A 19,288-nucleotide genomic window follows, 5' to 3' on the forward strand; every position below is an offset into this window, starting at 1 on the left:
GTACCTCTTACTTCGTGATCGGGGCCCACTCGGGGCCGGTTTCCCCGAGTTCCGGGTCGAGCTTCGTGAACAGCGGCGACGGCTTGGCGAGCGGGACGCCGACCTCGATCGGCTTCGACTCCCACTTCGCCTGCTCCGCCGCGTAGTCACCGGTGAGGATCGGGTTGACCCGCCCGGCGATGTCGAGGTCCTCGACCTCCTTGAGCTCCGGCTGCGCGGCCCAGACGCCGGTGCCGCCGAGGGCCTCGTGGATCTTCTGGGCCGAGTGCGGCAGGAACGGCGTCAGCAGCGTGTTGGCGTCGCTGACGACCTGCAGCGCGGTGTGCAGCACGCTGTCGCGCCGCGCCGGGTCGTCCTTGAGCTTCCACGGCTCCTGGTCCGACAGGTACTTGTTCGCCGCCGTGACGACGCGCATCGCCTCGCCGGCCGCCTGCTTGAACCGCGACCGGGCCAGGTGTGCCCCGACGGTGTCGAACGCCTTGCGGGACAACGCCTTCAGCTCTTCGTCGGCCGGGGCCGGCGCCTCCGGGCGCGGGATCGCGCCGACGTTCTTGTGCGCCATCGAGATGGACCGGTTGACCAGGTTGCCCCACTCGTTGGCCAGCTCGAAGTTGGTCCGGCGGACGAACTCGTCCCAGGTGAAGTCGGTGTCCTGGGTCTCCGGGCCGGCGACCGAGATGAAGTACCGCAGCGTGTCCGGGCCGAAGTCGCGCAGGAAGTCCTCGACGTAGATGACGCGCCCGCGCGAGGTCGAGAACTTCGAGCCGCTCATCGTGAGGAACTCGCTGGAGACGATCTCGTCCGGCAGGTGCAGCTTGCCGTACTTCCCGGCCTCGCCGCCCTTGTCGCCCTCGCCGTTGTGGCCGAACAGCAGCGCCGGCCAGATCTGGGCGTGGAAGGTGATGTTGTCCTTGCCCATGAAGTAGTAGGACCGCGCGTCGGGGTTGGTCCACCACTCCTGCCACGCGTCCGGGTTCCCGGAGCGCCGCGCCCACTCGACGCTGGCCGAGAAGTAGCCGATCACCGCGTCGAACCAGACGTAGAACCGCTTCATCGGCTGGTCGCTCCAGCCGTCGAGCGGGATCTTGACGCCCCAGTCGAGGTCGCGGGTGATCGGCCGGGGCCGCATGTCGTCGATCAGGTTCTTGGTGAAGTTGAGGACGTTCGGGCGCCAGTCGGTCTTGGTCGAGAGCCAGTCGCCGAGGGTCTTGGTGAACGCCGGGAGGTCGAGGAAGTAGTGCTCGGTCTCGACGAACTTGGGCGTCTCGCCGTTGATCCGCGACTTCGGGTTGATCAGCTCCGCGGCGTCGAGCTGGTTGCCGCAGTTGTCGCACTGGTCACCGCGCGCGCCGTCGTACCCGCAGATCGGGCAGGTGCCCTCGACGTAGCGGTCGGGCAGCGTGCGGCCGGTGGACGGGCTGATCGCGCCACGCGTGGTCTTCGGCACGACGTAGCCGTTGCGGTGCAGCGCCAGGAAGATCTGCTGCGTCACGTCGGCGTGGTTGCCGGTCGTGGTCCGGGTGAACAGGTCGTAGGACAGGCCGAGGCCCTGCAGGTCGTTGCCGATCTGACGGGTGTACTTGTCGGCGGTCTGCTGGGAGGTGAGGCCTTCCTTGTCGGCCTGGACGGTGATCGGCGTGCCGTGTTCGTCGGTGCCGGACACCATGAGCACCCGGTTGCCGGCCATTCGCTGGTAGCGGGAGAAGACGTCGGACGGGACGCCGAATCCGGACACGTGGCCGATGTGGCGGGGGCCGTTGGCGTAGGGCCAGGCCACCGCAGTCAACACTGGGGTGCTCATACCTTATTAGCCTACGGATGCCACCCAAGGCGATTTCGGCAGGTACAGGAGGCCGGGTTGTCCGCGACGCGTCTGCTCGTCCTCGGGGTCGTGCGCATGTACGGCCGCGCGCACGGCTACCAGGTGCGGCGCGAGCTGCTGAGCTGGTCGGCGGACAAGTGGGCCGACGTCCAGCCGGGGTCGATCCACCACGCGCTGAACCTGCTGGAGCAGATCGACGTCGAGCCGGGCGACGGCGGCCGGACCGGGTCGCCTACCGGCTCACCGACGTCGGCGAGCAGGAGTACCGGCTCCTGCTGTCGAAGGCGCTGTCCGACCCGGAGCTCACCCCGGCGCTGATCGCGCAGCCGGCGCTGTAGCGTCGTCGTGCCGGCGCTCGCGGTGCTGTCGGTGTGGTGGGGCACGCGGACGTTCCAGCGCGAGAGCGCCTGACCGAAAACGCCTGATCAACCCGGTGTGGTGCGACTGCGGGTCCGCTCCCGGCGACGTATGGTGTGCTCTCATCTACGCGCCGGGGGCGGACTGTGACGGAGCCGGAAGCCGAACTCGGCATCTCGCTGTCCCACCGCGAGCGCGTCGCGGACTGGCAGGCCGTCCGCGGCGCGCAGGCCAAGTTCGTCTCGGTGACGATCAGCGAGAACGTCAACTGGAGCAGCTCGGCCGCGGAGCGGAGCCTGGCCGGCGCGCAGGAAGCGGGACTGCACGTCGGCGGCCGCCACTACGCGCGGCCCGGCGCGGTGCACGACCAGGCCGACCACTTCGTCCGGACGGCGAGCAAGCTCGGCGCGTTCTCGCCCGGGTCGCTGGCGCCGGCGCTGGAGGTGGCGGCGCCGAGCGTCGACGACCGGTTCATCAAGCTGTGGATCAAGCACGTCCGGCAGGCGGCGCGGATCGAGCGGGTGCTGATCTACGCCGACTACGACTGCTGGCAGCAGCGCCTGCACCCGGACCGCTGGGCCGACTCCGAGGTCGTGCTGTGGCTGATCCGGCACAACGGCATCCCGGGCCGGGCGGGCTGGTTCCACGCGCGGCTCGGCATCCATCAGCACGCGTGCGCGCCGGGGGTGCCGGGGATCAGCGGGCCGGTGGAGCAGAACGCCGTCGTGTATCCGTTCACATTGGGCGACCTTTTGCTGTAGGAACCGGTGACAATGTCGCCATGCGCGTGCAGAGCAGGACACTCCGGACGAACGTGACGCCGTCGCGCGCGCTCCTGGTCCTGGCCGCGCACGCCCGGGCCCGCGGCCTGCCACCGCCCGCGATGCTGTCGGGCGACTGGTTCGGCTCACGCGCGGTGATCGCGCCGTCGCTCGAGGTGTCCCCGGGCCCGGTGTCCTGGCCCGCACCGGTGGACGCCCCGCACGGCGTGGTCGGCGGCGGCTGGTTCGGCTACCTGTCCTACGACTCGGCGGACCCGTCGGGCCAGCGCGGCGCCCTGCCCGCGACGGCGTGGGGTTGGACGGACCACGTGCTGCGCTGGTCGGCGTCGGGCACCTGCCACCTGGAGTCCCTGGACGGCGGCGGCCCGTCGGTGTCCACAATGGAGTCTCTGTTGGATTCTTCGCCGGTCGCTCCTTCCTGGACGGCCGGTCCCCTACGGCGTCCGCTGCCTTCGGAGCACCGGGACGCGGTGAAGGCGTGCGTGCACGCGATCGAGGCCGGGGAGCTGTTCCAGGCGAACATCTGCACCCGGTTCACGGGCTCGTTCGCGGGCTCGCCGGCCGCGCTGTTCGCCACCGGCGTCTCCCGGCTGAACCCGCGCCGGGCGGCGTTCCTGTCGGGTTCGTGGGGTTCGGTCGTGTCGTTCTCACCGGAGCTGTTCCTGGCGCGCCACGGGCGTTCGGTGCTGTCGACGCCGATCAAGGGGACGCTCCCCCGGCGCGGACCCGCTGATTCCGGCAACGCTGTGCTGCTGCGTCAGTCCACGAAAGACGTCGCGGAGAACGTGATGATCACGGACCTGGTGCGCAACGACCTGGGCCGGGTGTGCGAAGTGGGCTCGGTGACGGTGCCGTCGCTGCTGCGGGTGCGCCCGGCGCCGGGGGTGTGGCACCTGGAGTCGACGGTCTCGGGCGTGCTGGGCCCGTCGGTGTCCGACGCCGAGCTGCTGGCCGCGACGTTCCCACCGGGCTCGGTGACGGGCGCGCCGAAGATCCGCGCACAGGACCTGATCGCGGAGCTGGAGCCGTCCGGCCGCGGCGTCTACACGGGAGCCATCGGCCTGGTCTCCCCGGCGGCGGGCCTGGAGCTGAACGTCGCGATCCGGACGTTCGAGATCGCGGACGGCTCGATAACCCTGGGCGTCGGCGGCGGCATCACGGCGGATTCGGACCCGGAGGCGGAGTGGCAGGAGTGCCTCCACAAGGCGGCGCCGCTGGAGGCCCTGCTGGCTTCAAAGCCGTGAAGGCCTCCTTACCGGCTCTTATGGCCGGTAAGGAGGCCTTCACGGCTTTACTTCGCCGGGTCGAGGAGGAGCTTGCCGACCGTGCCGCGTGAGCGCAGGGCTTCGTGTGCGCCGCGGGCGTTCGTCAGTGCGTACTCGCCGCCCGGGATCGCGCGGAGGTTTCCGGCCAGGACCAGGTCGAACAGCTCGGTCAGCGCCGTGCCGAAGACGTTGCCCGGCAGGCGGAAGACGTGCGGCAGCCACATGCCGCTGACCGTCGTGCTGTGGCCGAGGATGTTGCGCAGGTCCAGCGGCTTCGGCGACTCGCGCCCGGCCATGCCGTAGAACGCGAGCCGGCCGAACGCCGCCAGCGCGGCGATGCTCTGGTCGGTCGTCCTGCCGCCGACCATGTCGAGCACGACGTCGACGCGGCGGCCGCCGTTGGCCTCCAGCAGCGTCGCCGTCATGTCCTCGGCGCGCGAGTCGACCGCGACGTCGGCGCCCAGTTCGAGGGCGAGCGCGCGCTTCTCGTCGTTGCTGGCGGTCGCGATGACGCGGCCCGCGCCCCACGCCTTGGCGAGCTGCACGGCGATCGTCCCGACCCCGCCGGCGGCCGCGTGCACGACGACGGACTCGCCCGGCTCGAGGTGCGCGTTCTTGCGCAGCAGCACCCAGGCGGTCGCGCCCTGGACCAGCATGGACAGCGCGGTCAGGTCGTCGATGCCGTCGGGCACCGGGAACGTGGTGACCTCGGGCGCGACGGCCTTTTCGGCGTACCCGCCACCGCTGTTGAGCAGCGCGACGACGCGCTTGCCGTCCGGCGTGCGCCCGACGACCTCGCCACCGGGCACGAGCGGCAGCTTCGCCGGGGCGAGGTAGGAGTTCTCGGCCTGGTGGGTGTCGGCGTAGTTGACGCCGACGCGCTCGACGTCGATCAGCACCTCACCGGGCCCGGCCACCGGATCGGGCAGGTCGACGGGCGTGAGCACCTCGGGTCCACCGAACTCGGTCACCTGAACTGCGCGCATCTGCGTCCCTCCGTCGTGGTTGAGACATTCTGGCATATGTCTCACGCCGTGGTAGCTTGGCGCTCATCAAAACGGAACTGACTGCCTTCGACCTGGCCCGCGACTGGTTCCTGGCCGGCCGCCGCGTGGACATGGGCGAGCTGGCGGCGGCGCTGTCGATCAGCCGCGCGACCCTGCACCGCCGGGTGGGCAGCCGCGACCAGCTGCTGGGCGAGATCCTGTGGTCCCTGTCCTCGACGTCGATCGCCCGGCTGTGGCCGTCGTCGGTGGGCCGCGGCGCCGCGGGCGTGGCGGACTTCGTGAGCGGCTATGTCCGGTTCGCGAACGACGCACCGCCCTTCCGCGACTTCCTGCGCCGAGAGCCAGAGCGCGCGTTGCGGCTGTTGACGACCAAGGCGAGCGTCTGCCAGCAACGGACCACGGCAAAGCTGGTGGAGCTGCTGGACCTTGAAGTCACGGCCGGCCGGCTCGTGCCGCCATTACCGGTACCGGACCTGGCGTACCTGCTGGTGCGGATCGGCGAGTCGTTCGTCTACACGGACGTGATCACGGGCGACGCGCCGGACGCGTCGAAGGCCCACGCCGCGGTGACCGCGCTGCTGACCTAAGGGTGGTCGAGGATGGTGTCGACGTTGATGTGCTGCTGGTCGAGCACGCCGCTGTAAACCCGGATGCCTCGCAGGTCGCCGTACCAGTGATCGCTGTCCTGGCCGTTGACACGACCACGCCCGAGGAAGAGGTCCTCGAGATCGCTCGCGCCGTTCCAGCCGGTGACGTCACCGACGCACTTCGGGCTGTACTCGTACGCGTCCGTCGTCGCGTACAGGCACGCCTGGTGCGTCACGGCGTCGTACGTCCCGGCGAGGTGGGTCCAGACGCCGGACTCGGCGTCCCCGTCCGGCGTCACCTGGGTCGTGCCCAGTGTCCAGTTCCACCTGGGGCGCCAGGTGCCGTTCGCGTCCTGCGCGCCGCGGTAGCCCAGGAGGTACGGCGAGGAGGATGCGCTGTTCGCGCCGAGCGCCGTGCGGCCGGCCTTGTCCACGCCCGCGGGGTCGGACGGGTCACGCTGCTTCTCCCGCTCGGCGTCCGCCTCGGTCCAGGTGTGCTTGACCCAGGCTTCGGCCGTGAAGCTCCGGTCGCTGCGGAAGTTCTGCGGGCGCGGCCCTTCGACCTGGGCGGCGCCGTCGAACGGGAAGCGGCCGACGTCCGCGCCGTCGTCGTCGGTCGTCAGCTGGAAACTCCCGCCCGGGGTGCCCGTGACACCGCTGACCGAGTCCGTCGTGGTGCCGTCGAGCTGGTAGTTCGCCCGCAGCACGGCGGTGTTGGCGAGCTCGGCCACCTCGGCGGCCGGCAGCGCGCGGTCCCACACCTGGACCTGGTCGATCGATCCCGCGAAGGCGCCGATCCGGAACGGGCCGGTCGACCGCCACGCGGTGCCCGCCGGGATCGTCGTTTCCGCGGCGAGCGTGCCGTCGACGTACAGCCGTTCCTTGCCCGCGAGCACGTCGTGGACACCCGTCAGGTGGGTCCACTTCCCGAGATGCGGGATGATGGGAGTCTTCGCCCACCGCCAGAGGCCCCCGGTGGTGCTCAGCCCGAACTCGAGGCTGTCGGACGTGGCACCGAGGCTGAACGCGTCGCCGGAGGTGCCTCCCTGCGCGGCGAAGGTGTAGCAGCCGGGCTTGTCCAGCTTCACCCAGGCCGAAACCGCCAGGCCTCCCGCGGTGTCCACCACCGGGGACGACGTCACCGCGCCGGTGCCCGCCAGCGCCTGGCCCCGGCCGTGGCCGATCGAGTCGTCGGTCGCGGACCGGCCCGGCGAATCCGAGTAGCCCGGACCGTAGGCGACGTTCGCCCCGGTCAGCGTGCCGTCGGCGCCGGTGGCGTCGGCCGTGTCACCGTCCAATGTGTACTCACGGGTGGCGGAAAGTCCGGTCGGGAAGCCGTTCTGGTTGTAGAGCGTAGTGACGTCGGCGGCGGACAGGGCGCGTCCGAAGGCCGTCACCTCGTCGATCGCCCCGTGGAAGAGGTCCGCCCGCGCTCCCGCGGCCAGGCCGCCGCCGAGGACCAGCGGGCCTGCCCCGCCCGAAGCCGTGGCCGGGATCGTCTGCTGGGCCTGGCCGTCGACGTACAGCGTCGCTGTGTGCGCCGCCGCGTTGTAGACGCCGGCGAGGTGCGTCCAGACGCCCGTCGCCGGAGCCGCCGTCGAGACCGCCGACCGCACGACCGGGTTCGCGACGTCCGAGCCGCTCAGGCTGAACGCCCACTTGCCGGTTTCCAGGTACTGCAGGGCGAACCCGCTCGTCCGGGCGCCGTCCTGGGACAGCACCACCCGCCGCTTGCTCAGGTCGGCCGCGTCGACCCACGCCGACACCGAGAACGACTTGCCGAGGTCCAGGACCCGCGCGCTCGTCGCCAGGTAGTCGCCGGGCCGGCCGCTCACGGGCACCGCCTGACCGAGCTTGCCCGGCGCGAAGGGGGCCGAACCGGCACCCGCGTAGCGCAGGCCGGCGAACTGCGAGCGGGTGTCGCCCTCGAACTGCCACGCCGCCACCGGCGCCGCGGCGTCCTTGACCGAGAAGGAGTAGTCGGTCCGCGCCGACGGTGTCTCCGCGCTGTCGCACGCCCACGCGCTCAGCACGTGCGGACCCGAACCGGCGGGTGCGACGGTCGTGGTGACGGGACCGCCCGGCACCGTCGGCTTCACCGTGCCGGCCTCGACGCCGTTGCAGCTCGGCGAGACCGCGTTGTCCAGTCGCCAGACGTAGTGGTCGACCGGGGACCCGGTGCCGGCCGGCGTGAACGTGAAGTCACCAGGCACACCCGGGCCGCCGCCGAACGTATCGGCCGGGTACGTCTGCGAGGAAACCGCAGGCGCGCCGGGCGCCTGCGGGACGGTCGCGCCGTCAGCCGGACGCGCGAAGACCGCGGCGGGGATGATCCCGGACACCACGGCCAGCACGAGGAAGAGCCCGCCACGGCCGGCTCTCGACCGGGAAGAACGCACAACGGAAGACACGCGGAAACCCCTCCTCCGCGACCTGGACAGTCCTGGCCGCGCCCACCGGGAACGATCGTCGATGATCGACTGCGGCGGTAGCGACCGAACGGCTCAATCTCGATCTCACACGCCACAAGTCGCACATACAGGACATTGCCCTGGAGTGAACGGGCGGTTCGGCGCGACCCTCGCCGGCCCGGAGTGCGTCACTCGGGTGGCCGCGATGTGCGGATTCGTGCCGCCTCGGCTCGGGCTTCGGCAGCCTCCGCGGCCGCCCGGCGCCGGTCTTCCGGGAAGATCAGCAACGACTCAGGCGAGATGGGCACCGGCTCAGGACTTCCGCGCCGCCAGGACCGCGTCGTACAGTTCCTTTTTGGACACTCCGGTCGCCTCCGCGACCTCGGCCGCCGCGGACTTCAACCGCTCGCCCGCCGAGACCCGGTCCGCCACCTCCGCCACCAGGTCCGCCACCGACACCGCACGCGGCTCGGCGCCCGACAGCACCACCGTGATCTCGCCGCGCACGCCGTCCGCGGCCCACTCGGCCAGCGACGCCAACGAGCCCCGCTTCACCTCTTCGTACGTCTTCGTCAGCTCGCGGCACACCGCCGCGCGCCGGTCCGCGCCCAGCGCCGCGGCCGCGTCCGCCAGCAGGGAGGCCAACCGGTGCGGGGACTCGAAGAACACCACCGTGCGCGGCTCGGAGACCAGCGACGTGAGCCACTTCGTCCGCTCGCCCGGCTTGCGCGGCGCGAAACCCTCGAAACAGAACCGGTCACACGGCAAACCGGACAAAGCGAGCGCCGTCGTCACCGCGGACGGGCCCGGGAGGCACGTCACCGGAATGTCCGCTTCGACGCACGCAGCCACCAGGCGGAAGCCCGGATCGGACACACTGGGCATACCGGCGTCCGTCACCAGCACCACCGTCTCGCCCGCCTGTAACGATTCGAGCAACCTGGGCAGGCGCGCCGTCTCGACGTCCTCGTAGAAACTCACCACGCGGCCGCGCGGGGTGATGTCCAGGGCCGAGGCCAGCGACCGGAAGCGGCGGGTGTCCTCAGCGGCCACGACGTCGGCTTCGGCCAGCGCTTCCGCCAGGCGGGGCGAAGCGTCGCGGACGTCGCCGAGTGGGGTAGCGGCCAGGACCAAGCGGCCGGTTGTCACCGATGAGCTCACCCGGCCAGCCTAGGCGGGTCGGCGGATCCGGACGACGTACGCCCTGTCCCGCCCGTAGGATCGCCCCGTGACCGCCGTGCTGACCCGTCCCGACGACGAAAGCGTCCGGCCGGGCCCGGTCGAGGCGCTCCGGCCGCCGACCGACCGCGAGACGACCCTGCTCGGCCGCGGCATGCCGGACGACCGGCTGCGCGCTTGGCTCGTGACCATCGTGCTCACCGTGATCGGCGGCATCGTCCGGCTGCAGAACCTCGGCAGCCCGACCGACAAGGGCAGCCCGGTCTTCGACGAGAAGCACTACGTCCCGCAGGCGTGGCAGGTGCTGCGCAACGGCGGTTACGAGGACAACTACGGCTACGAGCTGGTCGTCCACCCGCCGCTGGCCAAGCAGCTGATCGCGGTCGGCGAGTGGCTGTTCGGCTACAACGGCTGGGGCTGGCGGATCATGCCCGCGCTGGCCGGCACGCTCATCATCTTCCTGACCATCCGCATCGCCCGCCGGCTCACCCGGTCCACGCTGCTCGGCGCCATCGCCGGCATCCTGGTGATCAGCGACGGCGTCCTGCACCTGCAGTCGCGGATGGGCATGCTCGACATCTTCATCGCGCTGTTCGTGCTCGCCGCGTTCGCCTGCCTGCTCGTCGACCGCGACCAGGTGCGCACCAGGCTCGCGACAGCCGTCCGCGAGGGCTGGGTCAACGAGACGGTCTGGGGGCCGAAGCTCGGCTTCCGCTGGTGGCGGTTCGCGACCGGGCTGATGATCGGCCTGACCTTCGGCGTCAAGTGGTCGGCGCTCTACTACATCGTCGCGTTCGGGCTGCTGTGCGTCGGGTTCGACGTCGCGGCGCGGCGCGCGGCCGGCGTCGAACGGCCCTGGCTGGGCACGATCCGCCGGGACGTCGCGCCCGCGCTGTGGGCGATCCTGCTCATCCCGCTCGTGATGTACCTCGGCGCGTACTGGGCGTGGTTCGCCAGCGAGACGGCGACCGACCGGCACTACACCGAGATCAAGGACATCGCGCCGGGCGTCTGGGGCTGGATCCCGGCGTCGCTGCGCTCGCTCGGCGACTACTCGGCGAACGTCCTGCACTTCCACGAAACCCTGGTCACGCCCAAGGACAACCCGCACCCGTGGGAGTCGAAGCCCTGGACGTGGCCGATGGGGCTGCGCCCGATGCTCTACAGCTACGACGGCGAGGTCACCGGCTGCGGCGAGTCCCGCTGCGTCAGCGCGACGATGCTGATCGGCACGCCGGCGATGTGGTGGCTGGCCATCCCGATGCTCGCCTGGTCGGCCTGGCGCTCGATCTTCCGCGCGGACTGGCGCTACGCCGCCGTCCTCGTCGGCTACCTCGGCGGGTACGTCTTCTGGTACACCAACATCGACCGGCAGATGTACTTCTTCTACGCGACGCCGCTGGCCGCGTTCCTCGTGCTGGGGTTGACGTTGTGCCTGGGCCAGATCCTGGGCAGCGCGAAACGCGGGTTCGAAAGACGCGGGACCGGTCTGCTCGTCGTCAGCCTGTACGTCGGGCTCGTCGTGGCCAACTTCGCCTGGCTGTGGCCGATCCTCAACGGCATCGCGATCACGACCGGCCAGTGGGAAGCCGAACGCTGGCTGCCGTCCTGGCGGTAGCTCAGCCCGCGAAGTACGCCCTCGGCGTGACGCCGACCGCGCGCCGGAACGCGGCGACGAACGCGCTCGCCGAGCTGTAGCCGACGCGGTGCGCGACCGTCGTCAGCGGGATTCCCTGCGCCAGCAACGGCAGCGCCGCACGCAGCCGCACCTGGGTGCGCCACGTCCCGAACGGCATCCGGCACTCACGGACGAAGATCCGCGCCAGCGTGCGCTCGGCCGCGCCGACGTCCCGGCCGAACTCGGCGAGGCCGCGCGGATCGGCCGGGTTGGCCAGCACCGCCGCCTCGACGTCCCGGGCCCGCGGGTCGGCGGGCGACGGCGCCACGATCGGCACGACGTCGAGCGGTTCCAGCAGGTCGAACGCGACGGCCTCGGCCCGCAGCCGCGCCTCCCGGGCGACGCCGTCGCCGGTCAGGTACTCCAGCAGCTCGTGCAGCAGCGGCCGGACGGCGACCAGCCGCGGCTCCGGCCAGGACACCGGGCTGCGGTCGGGGTGCGCGTAGATGCCGCGCAGCGCGGCTTTGCCGAGCGCGCCGGTGCGGTGCTGGACGCCGGCGGGCATCCACAGCGCGCGTGTCGGCGGCAGGACCCAGCCGGCGTCGCCCGCCTTGACCGCGATGACCCCGCTGGCCGCCCAGACGAGCTGGTGGACGGGGTGTTCGTGCCACGGGAACCAGGTGCCGGCCGGCAGGTCGACCTCGCCGAGCAGCATCGCGTGGGGTTGGCCGGTTTGCGACATCGGTTGTCAGTCTATCGGCTACCGGTCACCGCGGCGGCTCCCTAACGTCGGAGCCATGCCGATGAACCTGATCCACCGCAAGATCTGCAGCTCGGAGAAGTGGGCGAACACGGTCGAGGAGCGCCTCACGCCGTGGCTCGCGGAGCGGGAGCTTGGCGACGACGTCCTCGAGATCGGCCCCGGCTTCGGCGCCACGACGAAGGTGCTGCTGGGCGTGGTGCCGAAGCTGACGGTCCTGGAGATCGACCCCGCGTCGACCGAGCTGCTGCGCGCGAAGTACGGCGCCCGCGCGGACGTCGTCGAGGGCAGCGGCGCGGAGATGCCGTTCGAGTCGGGCCGGTTCTCCGCGGTCGTCTGCTTCACGATGCTGCACCACGTGCCGACCGACCGGCTGCAGGACGCGATCTTCGCCGAGGCCGCGCGGGTCCTGCGCCCGGGCGGCACGTACTGCGGCAGCGACGGCCAGCTCAACCTCAGGTTCCGCCTGCTGCACATCGGCGACACGATGAACGTCATCGACGCGGGCACGTTCCCCGCGCGGTTGGCGAAGGCGGGCTTCGAGCAGGTGGACGTCCACCTGGAGCCGAAGCAGCTGGTGATCTTCTCCGCGTCGAAGCCGGGTTGAGGGGTCTGCCGCGGCTTGTCGTGAGTGGTAATTAGGGTTCTAACCCGAATTACCACTCACGAGCATGGGTCAGCGGTGGGGCTGGCGCGGGACCACCCGGGTCACCGGGCCGTCCAGGGACTTGCCCGCCCGGGACAGCCAGCCCTCCACCTCGCGCCGCACCGAGTTGAGCGTCGGACGGCGTCGCGGTTCCGGGTCCAAAGACGCCGCCAGCAGCCGTGCGTGCGCGCTGCGCTGGGGCAGCCGGGACACCGGTTCCGCACGCGCCGCGGCCATCAGCGCGGCCATCGGCGTCTCGCGGGTGCCGCGTGGGGGCTGGCCGGTCAGTGCGTAGCTGATCGTCGCCGCCAGCTGCCAGGCGTCGGACGCCGGTGAGGCCGTCGCGCCCATCGCCTGCTCCGGGGCGACGAAGTCCGGCGTGCCGATCATCATGCCGGTCGCCGTCATCTTGGAGTCGCCCTGGCTGCGGGCGATGCCGAAGTCGATCAGGTGGGCCAGGCCGCTGGGGTCGAGCACGACGTTCGACGGCTTGATGTCGCGGTGCAGCACGCCCTTCTCGTGCGCGGCCGCGAGCGCGCCCGCCATGGTCGCCCACAGCCGGCCCGCGGCGATGTCGTCGAGCGGGCCCTGGCCGTCGACCAGCTCGGCCAGCGGCCGGCCCTCGAGGTACTCCATGACCAGCGCGAGGCCGTCCGGCTCCTCGGCCAGGTCGTACACCTTGACGCAGTTCGGGTGGCTGACGACGGCCAGCGCGCGGGCCTCGCGCTGCATGCGCTCGGCGGTGTCGCGGTCCGGCGCGTGCGCGATCTTCAGCGCGACCGTGCGGTTGAGCTGGGTGTCGACGGCCTGCCAGACCGTGCCGAAACCACCGGCGCCGAGCTGCTTGACGCGCCGGTAGCGGCTACCGCCGGCGTTGCGCGAACCCGGCGGCGGCGGGATCGGGCCCGGCGCCGCGGCCAGCGCGCCCGCCATCGGGGGCGGCTCGGGCGCGGACGCCAGCGCCGTCTTCGGGTACGGCTTGTTGATCGGGGGCGGCGGAGGCGGCGGGGTGGGCCGCGGCTGGACCTGCGACGGCGGCTGCTGCGGCGGCCGGTAGGGCTCCTGCTCGCGGCGCGGCGGCACGTCCGGCCGGTTGATCACCGACCACGGCGGCGGGCCGACCATCGCGACCGGGATCAGGCCCAGCACGCTGAACGGCAGGAACCCGAGCCAGAAGTGCAGCGCGGTGTTCGCTTCCATGCCGACGCTGAACAGGGCCATCGCGACGAACGGGATCCAGAAGAACCGCGACGGCCACTTCGGACCGCGGCGGAACGCCGTGCGCCCCTGCAGCATCACGAACAGCAGCGACCCGGCCGGCAGCACGATGAAGGCCAGCAGGTACACGAAGAACGGGAGGTCGTCGGCGCCGGTGCTGCCGGAAGAGAGCACGTCGAAGACCGTCTGACGGCCGCCGAGGTAGTTGACCTGCGAGTCGACCCAGCAGCCGCCGGGCCCCTTCAGCGTCGCGACCTCGCTCGCGGACAGCCCGGACTTCTGGCCGGCGAACACCATGCGGTAGACGCCCGACACGCCGTTCGACAGCAGCCACGGCAGCACCAGCGTGCTGAGCAGGCCGATCACGCCGAACACCGACAGCGTCGTCAGGTCGTACCGGTTGCCGGTGCCCTTGCGGATGATCGAGACGACGAGCGCGCCGATCGGCGGCAGCAACGCGACGAGCGCGCCCGCCGCACTCGTGGCCCAGACCCAGTCGCCGGGGCAGAAGCCCGGGCCGAACAAGGAATGGGCTAGCGAGAGCAACGCGCTCGCGAGTCCGTTCACTGCCGGGCTCCCCTCACTGTCCGTGTTCACGTCTTACCGTCACGCGGCATTTCCCCGCGGTCCAGCTTAGGACGCTCGCCGCCGCCGTTGGGTTGCCGGGTCTTTCCGGCGGCCGAATCCCGCACGGAATCCGGCGGGCCCGCCGTCGCGGCGTCATGATGGGACCGGCGGGACGTTCGACGCGAAGGAGCGGCAATGGGCGCGTACTCCGAAGCCTACCGGCGGAGCCTGGCCGAGCCGGACGCGTTCTGGCTGGAAGCGGCCAAGACGATCACCTGGACGAAGGCCCCGGAACGGGCCCTCGACGACACGAACCCGCCCTTCTACCGCTGGTTCCCCGACGGGGAGCTGAACACCTCCTACAACGCCCTGGACCGCCACGTCGAGGCCGGCCGCGGCGGGCAGGACGCGCTGATCTGGGACTCCCCCGTGACCGGACAGCAACACACGTTCACCTACGAACAGCTCCGCGACGAGGTCGCGCGCTTCGCCGGTGCGCTGGGTTCGCTCGGCGTGACGCACGGTGACCGGGTGATCGTCTACCTGCCGATGGTCCCCGAAGCCGTGATCGCGATGCTGGCCTGCGCGCGGATCGGCGCGGTGCACTCGGTGGTCTTCGGCGGGTTCGCGCCGAAGGAGCTGGCGGCCCGGATCGAGGACGCGAAGCCGACGGTCATCCTGGCCGCGTCGTGCGGGATCGAGCCGACGCGCGTCGTCGAGTACAAGCCCATCATCGACGCCGCGCTGGCGCTGACCGAGCACCAGCCGGACCACGTCGTCGTGCTGCAGCGCGAGCAGGCGCCGGCCGAGCTGGGCGAGCAGGACGTCGACTGGCGCGAGCTGGCCGCGAGCGCGTCCCCGGCCGGCCCGGTGCCGGTCAAGGCGACCGACCCGCTCTACATCCTCTACACGTCCGGGACCACCGGGAAGCCGAAGGGCGTCGTCCGCGACACCGGCGGGCACGCGGTGGCGCTGGCCTGGTCGATGGCCGCGATCTACGACGTCCACCCGGGCGACGTCTGGTGGACGGCGTCCGACGTCGGCTGGGTCGTCGGGCACTCCTACATCGTCTACGCGCCGCTGCTGGCCGGGGCGACGACGGTGCTCTACGAGGGCAAGCCGGTCGGGACGCCGGACGCGGGCGCCTTCTGGCGCGTCATCGCCGAGCACGGCGTCCAGGCGCTGTTCACCGCGCCGACCGCGCTGCGGGCGATCAAGAAGGTCGACCCGGACGCGAAAGAACTCGAGAAGTACGACCTCAAGCAGTTCCGGACGCTGTTCATGGCCGGCGAGCGGCTCGACCCGGAGACCTACCACTGGGCGCGCGAGAAGCTGGGCACGCCGGTGATCGACCACTGGTGGCAGACCGAGACGGGCTGGCCGATCGCGGCCAACCTCCGCGGCCTGGAGCCGATGGACGTCAAGCCCGGGTCGGCGACCAAGCCCGTGCCGGGCTGGGACGTCCGGATCCTCGACCAGGCCGGCGACGAGCTGCCGGCCGGTCGCGAGGGCGCCATCACGATCAAGCTGCCGCTGCCGCCGGGCTCGCTGCCGACGCTCTGGGGCGACGACGAGCGCTACCGCGAGGCCTACCTCTCCCGCTACGACGGCCACTACCTGACCGGCGACTCCGGGTACCTCGACGAGGACGGCTACCTGTTCGTCATGGGCCGCACCGACGACGTCATAAACGTCGCCGGGCACCGGCTGTCGACGGGGTCGATGGAGGCCGCGCTGGCCTCGCACCCGGCGGTCGCGGAGTGCGCGGTCATCGGCGTCGCCGACCAGCTCAAGGGCCAGCTGCCACGCGGGTTCGTCGTGCTCAAGGCGGGCGTCGACACGCCCGCGGACCAGCTGCGCGACGAGCTGGTGGCGACAGTGCGCCGCGACATCGGCCCGGTTGCCGCGTTCCGTGACGTGTCCATTGTGGACGCTCTGCCGAAGACACGGTCCGGGAAGATCCTGCGCAAGACCATGCGCGCGATCGCCGACGGCCGCGACGAGGCGGTGCCGTCGACCATCGAGGATCCCGCCGTGCTGGACGCGATCCGGGCGGCGCTGCGCACTTCGTAAAGTATTGTTCCAAATACACCGGCTGGTCTGTACCTTTGTGAGGGAGTCCCCGACCGGAGGTGCCTTGATGCGCTTGTCCCGAGCCGTCTTGACCGCGGCTGTCGTGAGTCTGACGGCAGTCGGCCTGCCCGCCGCCACCGCCGAAGCCACTCCGGCGGCCCCAGAACGGAGCGTGACCGACGTCGTCCCCGCGCCGGTGTCGGCGAAGGCCGACGCGAATGCGGACTTCCGGCTCACGCCGTTCACCGTGATCAGCGCCGACCGCGGCGCCGGCCAGGTCGCGGACTACCTGCGCGGCCTGCTGCGCCCGGCCACCGGCTACCCGCTGCCGGTCGTGCCGCGCGCGTGGGGCCTGCCGGCGATCTCGCTCGAACTGGGCCACGACGCCCGGATCGGCACCGAGGGTTACCAGCTGAAGGTCGCGCGCGACGGCGTCAAGCTCAGCGCCAACACCGCGGACGGCCTCTTCGAAGGCGTCCAGTCGCTGCGGCAGCTGCTGCCGTCGGCGATCGAGGCGAAGCACGTGCAGCACCGGACGTGGACCGTCGCGGGCGGCACGATCCTCGACTACCCGCGCTTCGGCGAGCGCGGCGCGATGCTCGACGTCGCGCGGCACTTCTTCCAGCCGGACCAGGTCAAGCTCTACATCGACCAGATCGCCCAGTACAAGCTCAACACGCTGCACCTGCACCTGGCCGACGACCAGGGCTGGCGCATCGAGATCAAGAGCTGGCCGAAGCTGGCGACCGTCGGCGGCAAGACCGCGGCCGACGGCGACCCGGGCGGCTACTACACGCAGAAGCAGTACAAGGACATCGTCGCGTACGCGGCTTCGCGGCACATCACCGTGATCCCCGAGATCGACATGCCGGGCCACACGAACGCGGCGCAGTCGACGTACGCGGAGCTGAACTGCGACGGCGTCGCGGTCCCGCCGCGGACGGACACCGAGGTCGGCTACAGCTCGCTGTGCATCTCCTCGCCGATCACGTACAAGTTCGTCGACGACGTCGTGCGCGAGCTGGCGGCCATCACGCCGGGCCAGTACCTGCACATCGGCGGCGACGAGGCGCACGCGACGCTGCCGGCGGACTACATCACCTTCGAGCAGAAGGTGGCGCCGATCGTCGCGAAGTACGGCAAGAAGATCACCGGCTGGCACGAGATCGCCAAGGCGTCGCCGCCGGTGTCGGCGATCCCGCAGTACTGGGACTTCGGTGGTGACGACGCCTCCGTCGCGGCCGCGGCCGCCCGGGGCAACAAGATCCTGATGTCGCCGGCGAACTACGCGTACCTGGACATGAAGTACGACGAGTCGACGCCGCTGGGCCAGGACTGGGCGGCGCTGATCGAGGTGCGCGACGGCTACGACTGGGACCCGGCGTCACTCGTGACCGGCGTCGGCGAGAACCAGGTCGCGGGCGTCGAAGCTCCACTGTGGACGGAGACGCTCCGCACGAGCGACGACCTCGAGTACATGGCGTTCCCGCGCTTGCCGGGCATCGCCGAGATCGGCTGGTCCCCGAAGTCCACGCACAACTGGGACGCCTACCGCGTCCGCCTGGCGAAGCAGTCCCCCCGCTGGACCCTGCAGGGCATCAACTTCTACCGCAGCCCCCAGGTCGACTGGAAGTAGTTCAAAGCCGTGAAGGCCTCCTTACCGGCTCTTACGGCCGGTAAGGAGGCCTTCACGGCTTTTGCCCCAGGTGGGCGCGGATGGCGCGGCGGGCCACGGCGTACGGCGTGGTGGTGCCGGTGAGGACGGAGTCCGCGTTCGCCGCGCGGCCCAGCGCGTGCAGCTCGAACGCCAGGACTTCGGGGTCGACGTCGACGTGGCCGAGGGTGACGGCTTCGAGAGCCGTCGTGCGGATGAAGGCCGCGAACGAGCCGTTCGCCGCGGCCACCGCGTCGTGGACCCGGCCCGGGCGCGCGTCGAACTCCGCGCCGACGTTGAAGAAGAAACAGCCGCCCGGGAAGATTCGCTTTTCCGAGTAGTCCAGCCAGTTCTCGCAGATCGCCCGCAGCCGCGGCAAGCCCGGCGGCTCGTCCGAGGCCGGCGTCACGACGTACGAGCGGAAGATCTCGAGAGCCGCTTCGACCGTCGCGAGCTGCAGGTCCTCCTTGGACCCGAACAGGGCGAAGACACCGCTCTTGCTCAGCTCCAGCTCGGCGGCCAGCCGGCCGAGGGACAGCCCGTCGAGGCCGTCGACCGACGCGACGTCCACCGCCCGCCGCAGCACCAGCCGGCGCGTGACGTCTCCGCGCGCGACCCGGCCGTCAACCGGCACGGCGAGCCCGCCACCGGTCCACAGTGGACTGGATCCAGACGCTCCACTGCTCGGCGAGCGCGGGCGTCGCGAGCACGCGGTCGGCGAAGTCCAGCGCCGACCCGACGTGCTCCGATGGCAGCTGCCCGTAGTTCGCGAACGAGATGACGTACACCTCGGCGACCGTCGGCGCGTCCGCGCGCTCGACCACCTCGACCGCGCCCGACGTCGGCACGGTGCCCGGCCGCAGCACGCGCAGGTACCACCCGGAGCGCCCCGAGTCGATCATCGCTGGGGTGATGTCCTTGCGGCCGGTCTTCATCGCGAGCTTGAAGCACGGCGACCGCGGCTGGGAGACCTGCACGAGCGCGTCACCCCACGCCCAGACGTCCCCGATCCGCACGTCGTCCTCGGTGACCCCGGACAGTGAGATGTTCTCGCCGAAGTCGGCCGTCGACACCTCGAAGCCGTCCTCGCGCCAGGCCGCGTAGTGCTCGGCCGGGTAGACGTAGACCGCCTTGTCGGGGCCGCCGTGCACGGTGAGGTCGGCCTGCCGGTCGCCGTCGAGGTTCAGCTCGGCGAGCTTCAGCTCCGGCGCCGTGACCAGCGCCTTGGTGATCCCGCTCAGCACCGGCAGCTCGCGTCGGTACCCCAGGACGCTCGGTTCCCCCACGTAAACGCTGTCGACGTTCATGCCTCGAAGATAGCACGATCGTTCGTATTGTTTAC

15 protein-coding genes and 1 pseudogene are annotated in these 19,288 nt (G+C 71.2%); 8 read left to right on the top strand and 8 right to left on the bottom strand.

Going from position 1 to position 19,288, the window contains the following annotated elements; translation table 11 throughout:
* Positions 1–7 precede the first annotated feature (7 nt).
* Entirely contained in the window at positions 8–1,801 is a 1,794-nt protein-coding gene (metG, locus tag OG439_RS32305; protein ID WP_247057971.1) for a methionine--tRNA ligase, read from the bottom strand.
* Between the two features lie 57 nt (positions 1,802–1,858).
* Here metG and OG439_RS32310 point away from each other — a divergent pair.
* The 3 genes and pseudogenes from OG439_RS32310 to OG439_RS32320 all read left to right on the top strand — a co-directional run.
* A pseudogene (locus OG439_RS32310) lies at positions 1,859–2,127 on the top strand (PadR family transcriptional regulator); the annotation flags it as partial.
* 198 nt (positions 2,128–2,325) lie between these two features.
* The gene (locus OG439_RS32315; RefSeq protein ID WP_247057973.1) at positions 2,326–2,940 is read left to right on the top strand and encodes a glycoside hydrolase family 25 protein; all 615 of its coding nucleotides are present in this window, start codon (positions 2,326–2,328) and stop codon (positions 2,938–2,940) included.
* Positions 2,941–2,960: 20 nt separating this feature from the next.
* Positions 2,961–4,205: an aminodeoxychorismate synthase component I gene (locus OG439_RS32320; RefSeq protein ID WP_326944485.1), complete on the top strand. Its 1,245-nt coding sequence runs from the start codon at positions 2,961–2,963 to the stop codon at positions 4,203–4,205.
* Between the two features lie 47 nt (positions 4,206–4,252).
* Here OG439_RS32320 and OG439_RS32325 read toward each other — a convergent pair whose 3' ends face one another.
* Entirely contained in the window at positions 4,253–5,212 is a 960-nt protein-coding gene (locus OG439_RS32325; protein ID WP_326944486.1) for a quinone oxidoreductase family protein, read from the bottom strand.
* A 131-nt stretch (positions 5,213–5,343) separates the two neighbouring features.
* Here OG439_RS32325 and OG439_RS32330 point away from each other — a divergent pair, with 131 nt between their 5' ends.
* The gene (locus OG439_RS32330) at positions 5,344–5,820 is read left to right on the top strand and encodes a QsdR family transcriptional regulator (protein WP_326951666.1); all 477 of its coding nucleotides are present in this window, start codon (positions 5,344–5,346) and stop codon (positions 5,818–5,820) included.
* Here the strand turns inward: OG439_RS32330 and OG439_RS32335 are convergent.
* The gene (locus OG439_RS32335; protein WP_326944487.1) at positions 5,817–8,231 is read right to left on the bottom strand and encodes a LamG domain-containing protein; all 2,415 of its coding nucleotides are present in this window, start codon (positions 8,229–8,231) and stop codon (positions 5,817–5,819) included. The two genes, OG439_RS32330 and OG439_RS32335, sit on opposite strands and share 4 nt — an antisense overlap.
* A gap of 312 nt (positions 8,232–8,543) precedes the next feature.
* Positions 8,544–9,380, bottom strand: a complete 837-nt coding sequence (rsmI, locus tag OG439_RS32340) for a 16S rRNA (cytidine(1402)-2'-O)-methyltransferase (protein ID WP_326951667.1) — start codon at positions 9,378–9,380, stop codon at positions 8,544–8,546.
* Between the two features lie 79 nt (positions 9,381–9,459).
* Between rsmI and OG439_RS32345 the strand changes: the two genes are divergently transcribed.
* A complete protein-coding gene (locus tag OG439_RS32345; RefSeq protein ID WP_326944488.1) occupies positions 9,460–11,028 on the top strand; it encodes a dolichyl-phosphate-mannose--protein mannosyltransferase in 1,569 nt (522 codons plus the stop codon).
* 1 nt (position 11,029) lies between these two features.
* Here the strand turns inward: OG439_RS32345 and OG439_RS32350 are convergent, their stop codons facing one another.
* Positions 11,030–11,743 carry an AraC family transcriptional regulator gene (locus OG439_RS32350; RefSeq protein WP_326951668.1) on the bottom strand — a complete coding sequence of 238 codons (714 nt, stop codon included), beginning with the start codon at positions 11,741–11,743 and terminating at the stop codon, positions 11,030–11,032.
* Positions 11,744–11,825: 82 nt separating this feature from the next.
* Here OG439_RS32350 and OG439_RS32355 point away from each other — a divergent pair, with 82 nt between their 5' ends.
* Complete coding sequence (locus OG439_RS32355; RefSeq protein WP_326944489.1) at positions 11,826–12,395, top strand: class I SAM-dependent methyltransferase; 570 nt, start codon at positions 11,826–11,828, stop codon at positions 12,393–12,395.
* Between the two features lie 69 nt (positions 12,396–12,464).
* Here the strand turns inward: OG439_RS32355 and OG439_RS32360 are convergent, their stop codons facing one another.
* Positions 12,465–14,219, bottom strand: a complete 1,755-nt coding sequence (locus OG439_RS32360; RefSeq protein ID WP_326944490.1) for a serine/threonine-protein kinase — start codon at positions 14,217–14,219, stop codon at positions 12,465–12,467.
* A gap of 195 nt (positions 14,220–14,414) precedes the next feature.
* Here OG439_RS32360 and OG439_RS32365 point away from each other — a divergent pair, with 195 nt between their 5' ends.
* Both OG439_RS32365 and OG439_RS32370 read left to right on the top strand, forming a co-directional pair.
* Positions 14,415–16,292: a propionyl-CoA synthetase gene (locus OG439_RS32365; protein ID WP_326944491.1), complete on the top strand. Its 1,878-nt coding sequence runs from the start codon at positions 14,415–14,417 to the stop codon at positions 16,290–16,292.
* Between the two features lie 67 nt (positions 16,293–16,359).
* On the top strand, positions 16,360–17,928 hold the full coding sequence (locus OG439_RS32370; RefSeq protein WP_326944492.1) for a beta-N-acetylhexosaminidase: 1,569 nt from the start codon (positions 16,360–16,362) through the stop codon (positions 17,926–17,928).
* Positions 17,929–17,980: 52 nt separating this feature from the next.
* Here the strand turns inward: OG439_RS32370 and OG439_RS32375 are convergent, their stop codons facing one another.
* Positions 17,981–18,580 (bottom strand): TetR/AcrR family transcriptional regulator, encoded by a 600-nt coding sequence (locus tag OG439_RS32375; RefSeq protein ID WP_326944493.1) that lies wholly within the window; start codon positions 18,578–18,580, stop codon positions 17,981–17,983.
* The gene (locus OG439_RS32380) at positions 18,570–19,253 is read right to left on the bottom strand and encodes an MOSC domain-containing protein (protein ID WP_326944494.1); all 684 of its coding nucleotides are present in this window, start codon (positions 19,251–19,253) and stop codon (positions 18,570–18,572) included. Before OG439_RS32380 ends, OG439_RS32375 begins: the two co-directional genes overlap by 11 nt.
* Between the last annotated feature and the right edge of the window lie 35 nt (positions 19,254–19,288).

This window comes from Amycolatopsis sp. NBC_01307 (genome assembly GCF_035975215.1).
GTDB lineage: Bacteria > Actinomycetota > Actinomycetes > Mycobacteriales > Pseudonocardiaceae > Amycolatopsis.

Excerpts from the sequence above, each read along its gene's own strand:
- OG439_RS32320 (WP_326944485.1), top strand. The coding sequence starts at position 2,961 with ATGCGCGTGCAGAGCAGGACACTCCGGACGAACGTGACGCCGTCGCGC.
- OG439_RS32380 (WP_326944494.1), bottom strand. The coding sequence starts at position 19,253 with ATGAACGTCGACAGCGTTTACGTGGGGGAACCGAGCGTCCTGGGGTAC.
- OG439_RS32365 (WP_326944491.1), top strand. The coding sequence starts at position 14,415 with ATGGGCGCGTACTCCGAAGCCTACCGGCGGAGCCTGGCCGAGCCGGAC.
- OG439_RS32370 (WP_326944492.1), top strand. The coding sequence starts at position 16,360 with ATGCGCTTGTCCCGAGCCGTCTTGACCGCGGCTGTCGTGAGTCTGACG.
- metG (WP_247057971.1), bottom strand. The coding sequence starts at position 1,801 with ATGAGCACCCCAGTGTTGACTGCGGTGGCCTGGCCCTACGCCAACGGC.
- OG439_RS32330 (WP_326951666.1), top strand. The coding sequence starts at position 5,344 with ATGGGCGAGCTGGCGGCGGCGCTGTCGATCAGCCGCGCGACCCTGCAC.
- OG439_RS32325 (WP_326944486.1), bottom strand. The coding sequence starts at position 5,212 with ATGCGCGCAGTTCAGGTGACCGAGTTCGGTGGACCCGAGGTGCTCACG.
- OG439_RS32350 (WP_326951668.1), bottom strand. The coding sequence starts at position 11,743 with ATGCTGCTCGGCGAGGTCGACCTGCCGGCCGGCACCTGGTTCCCGTGG.
- OG439_RS32355 (WP_326944489.1), top strand. The coding sequence starts at position 11,826 with ATGCCGATGAACCTGATCCACCGCAAGATCTGCAGCTCGGAGAAGTGG.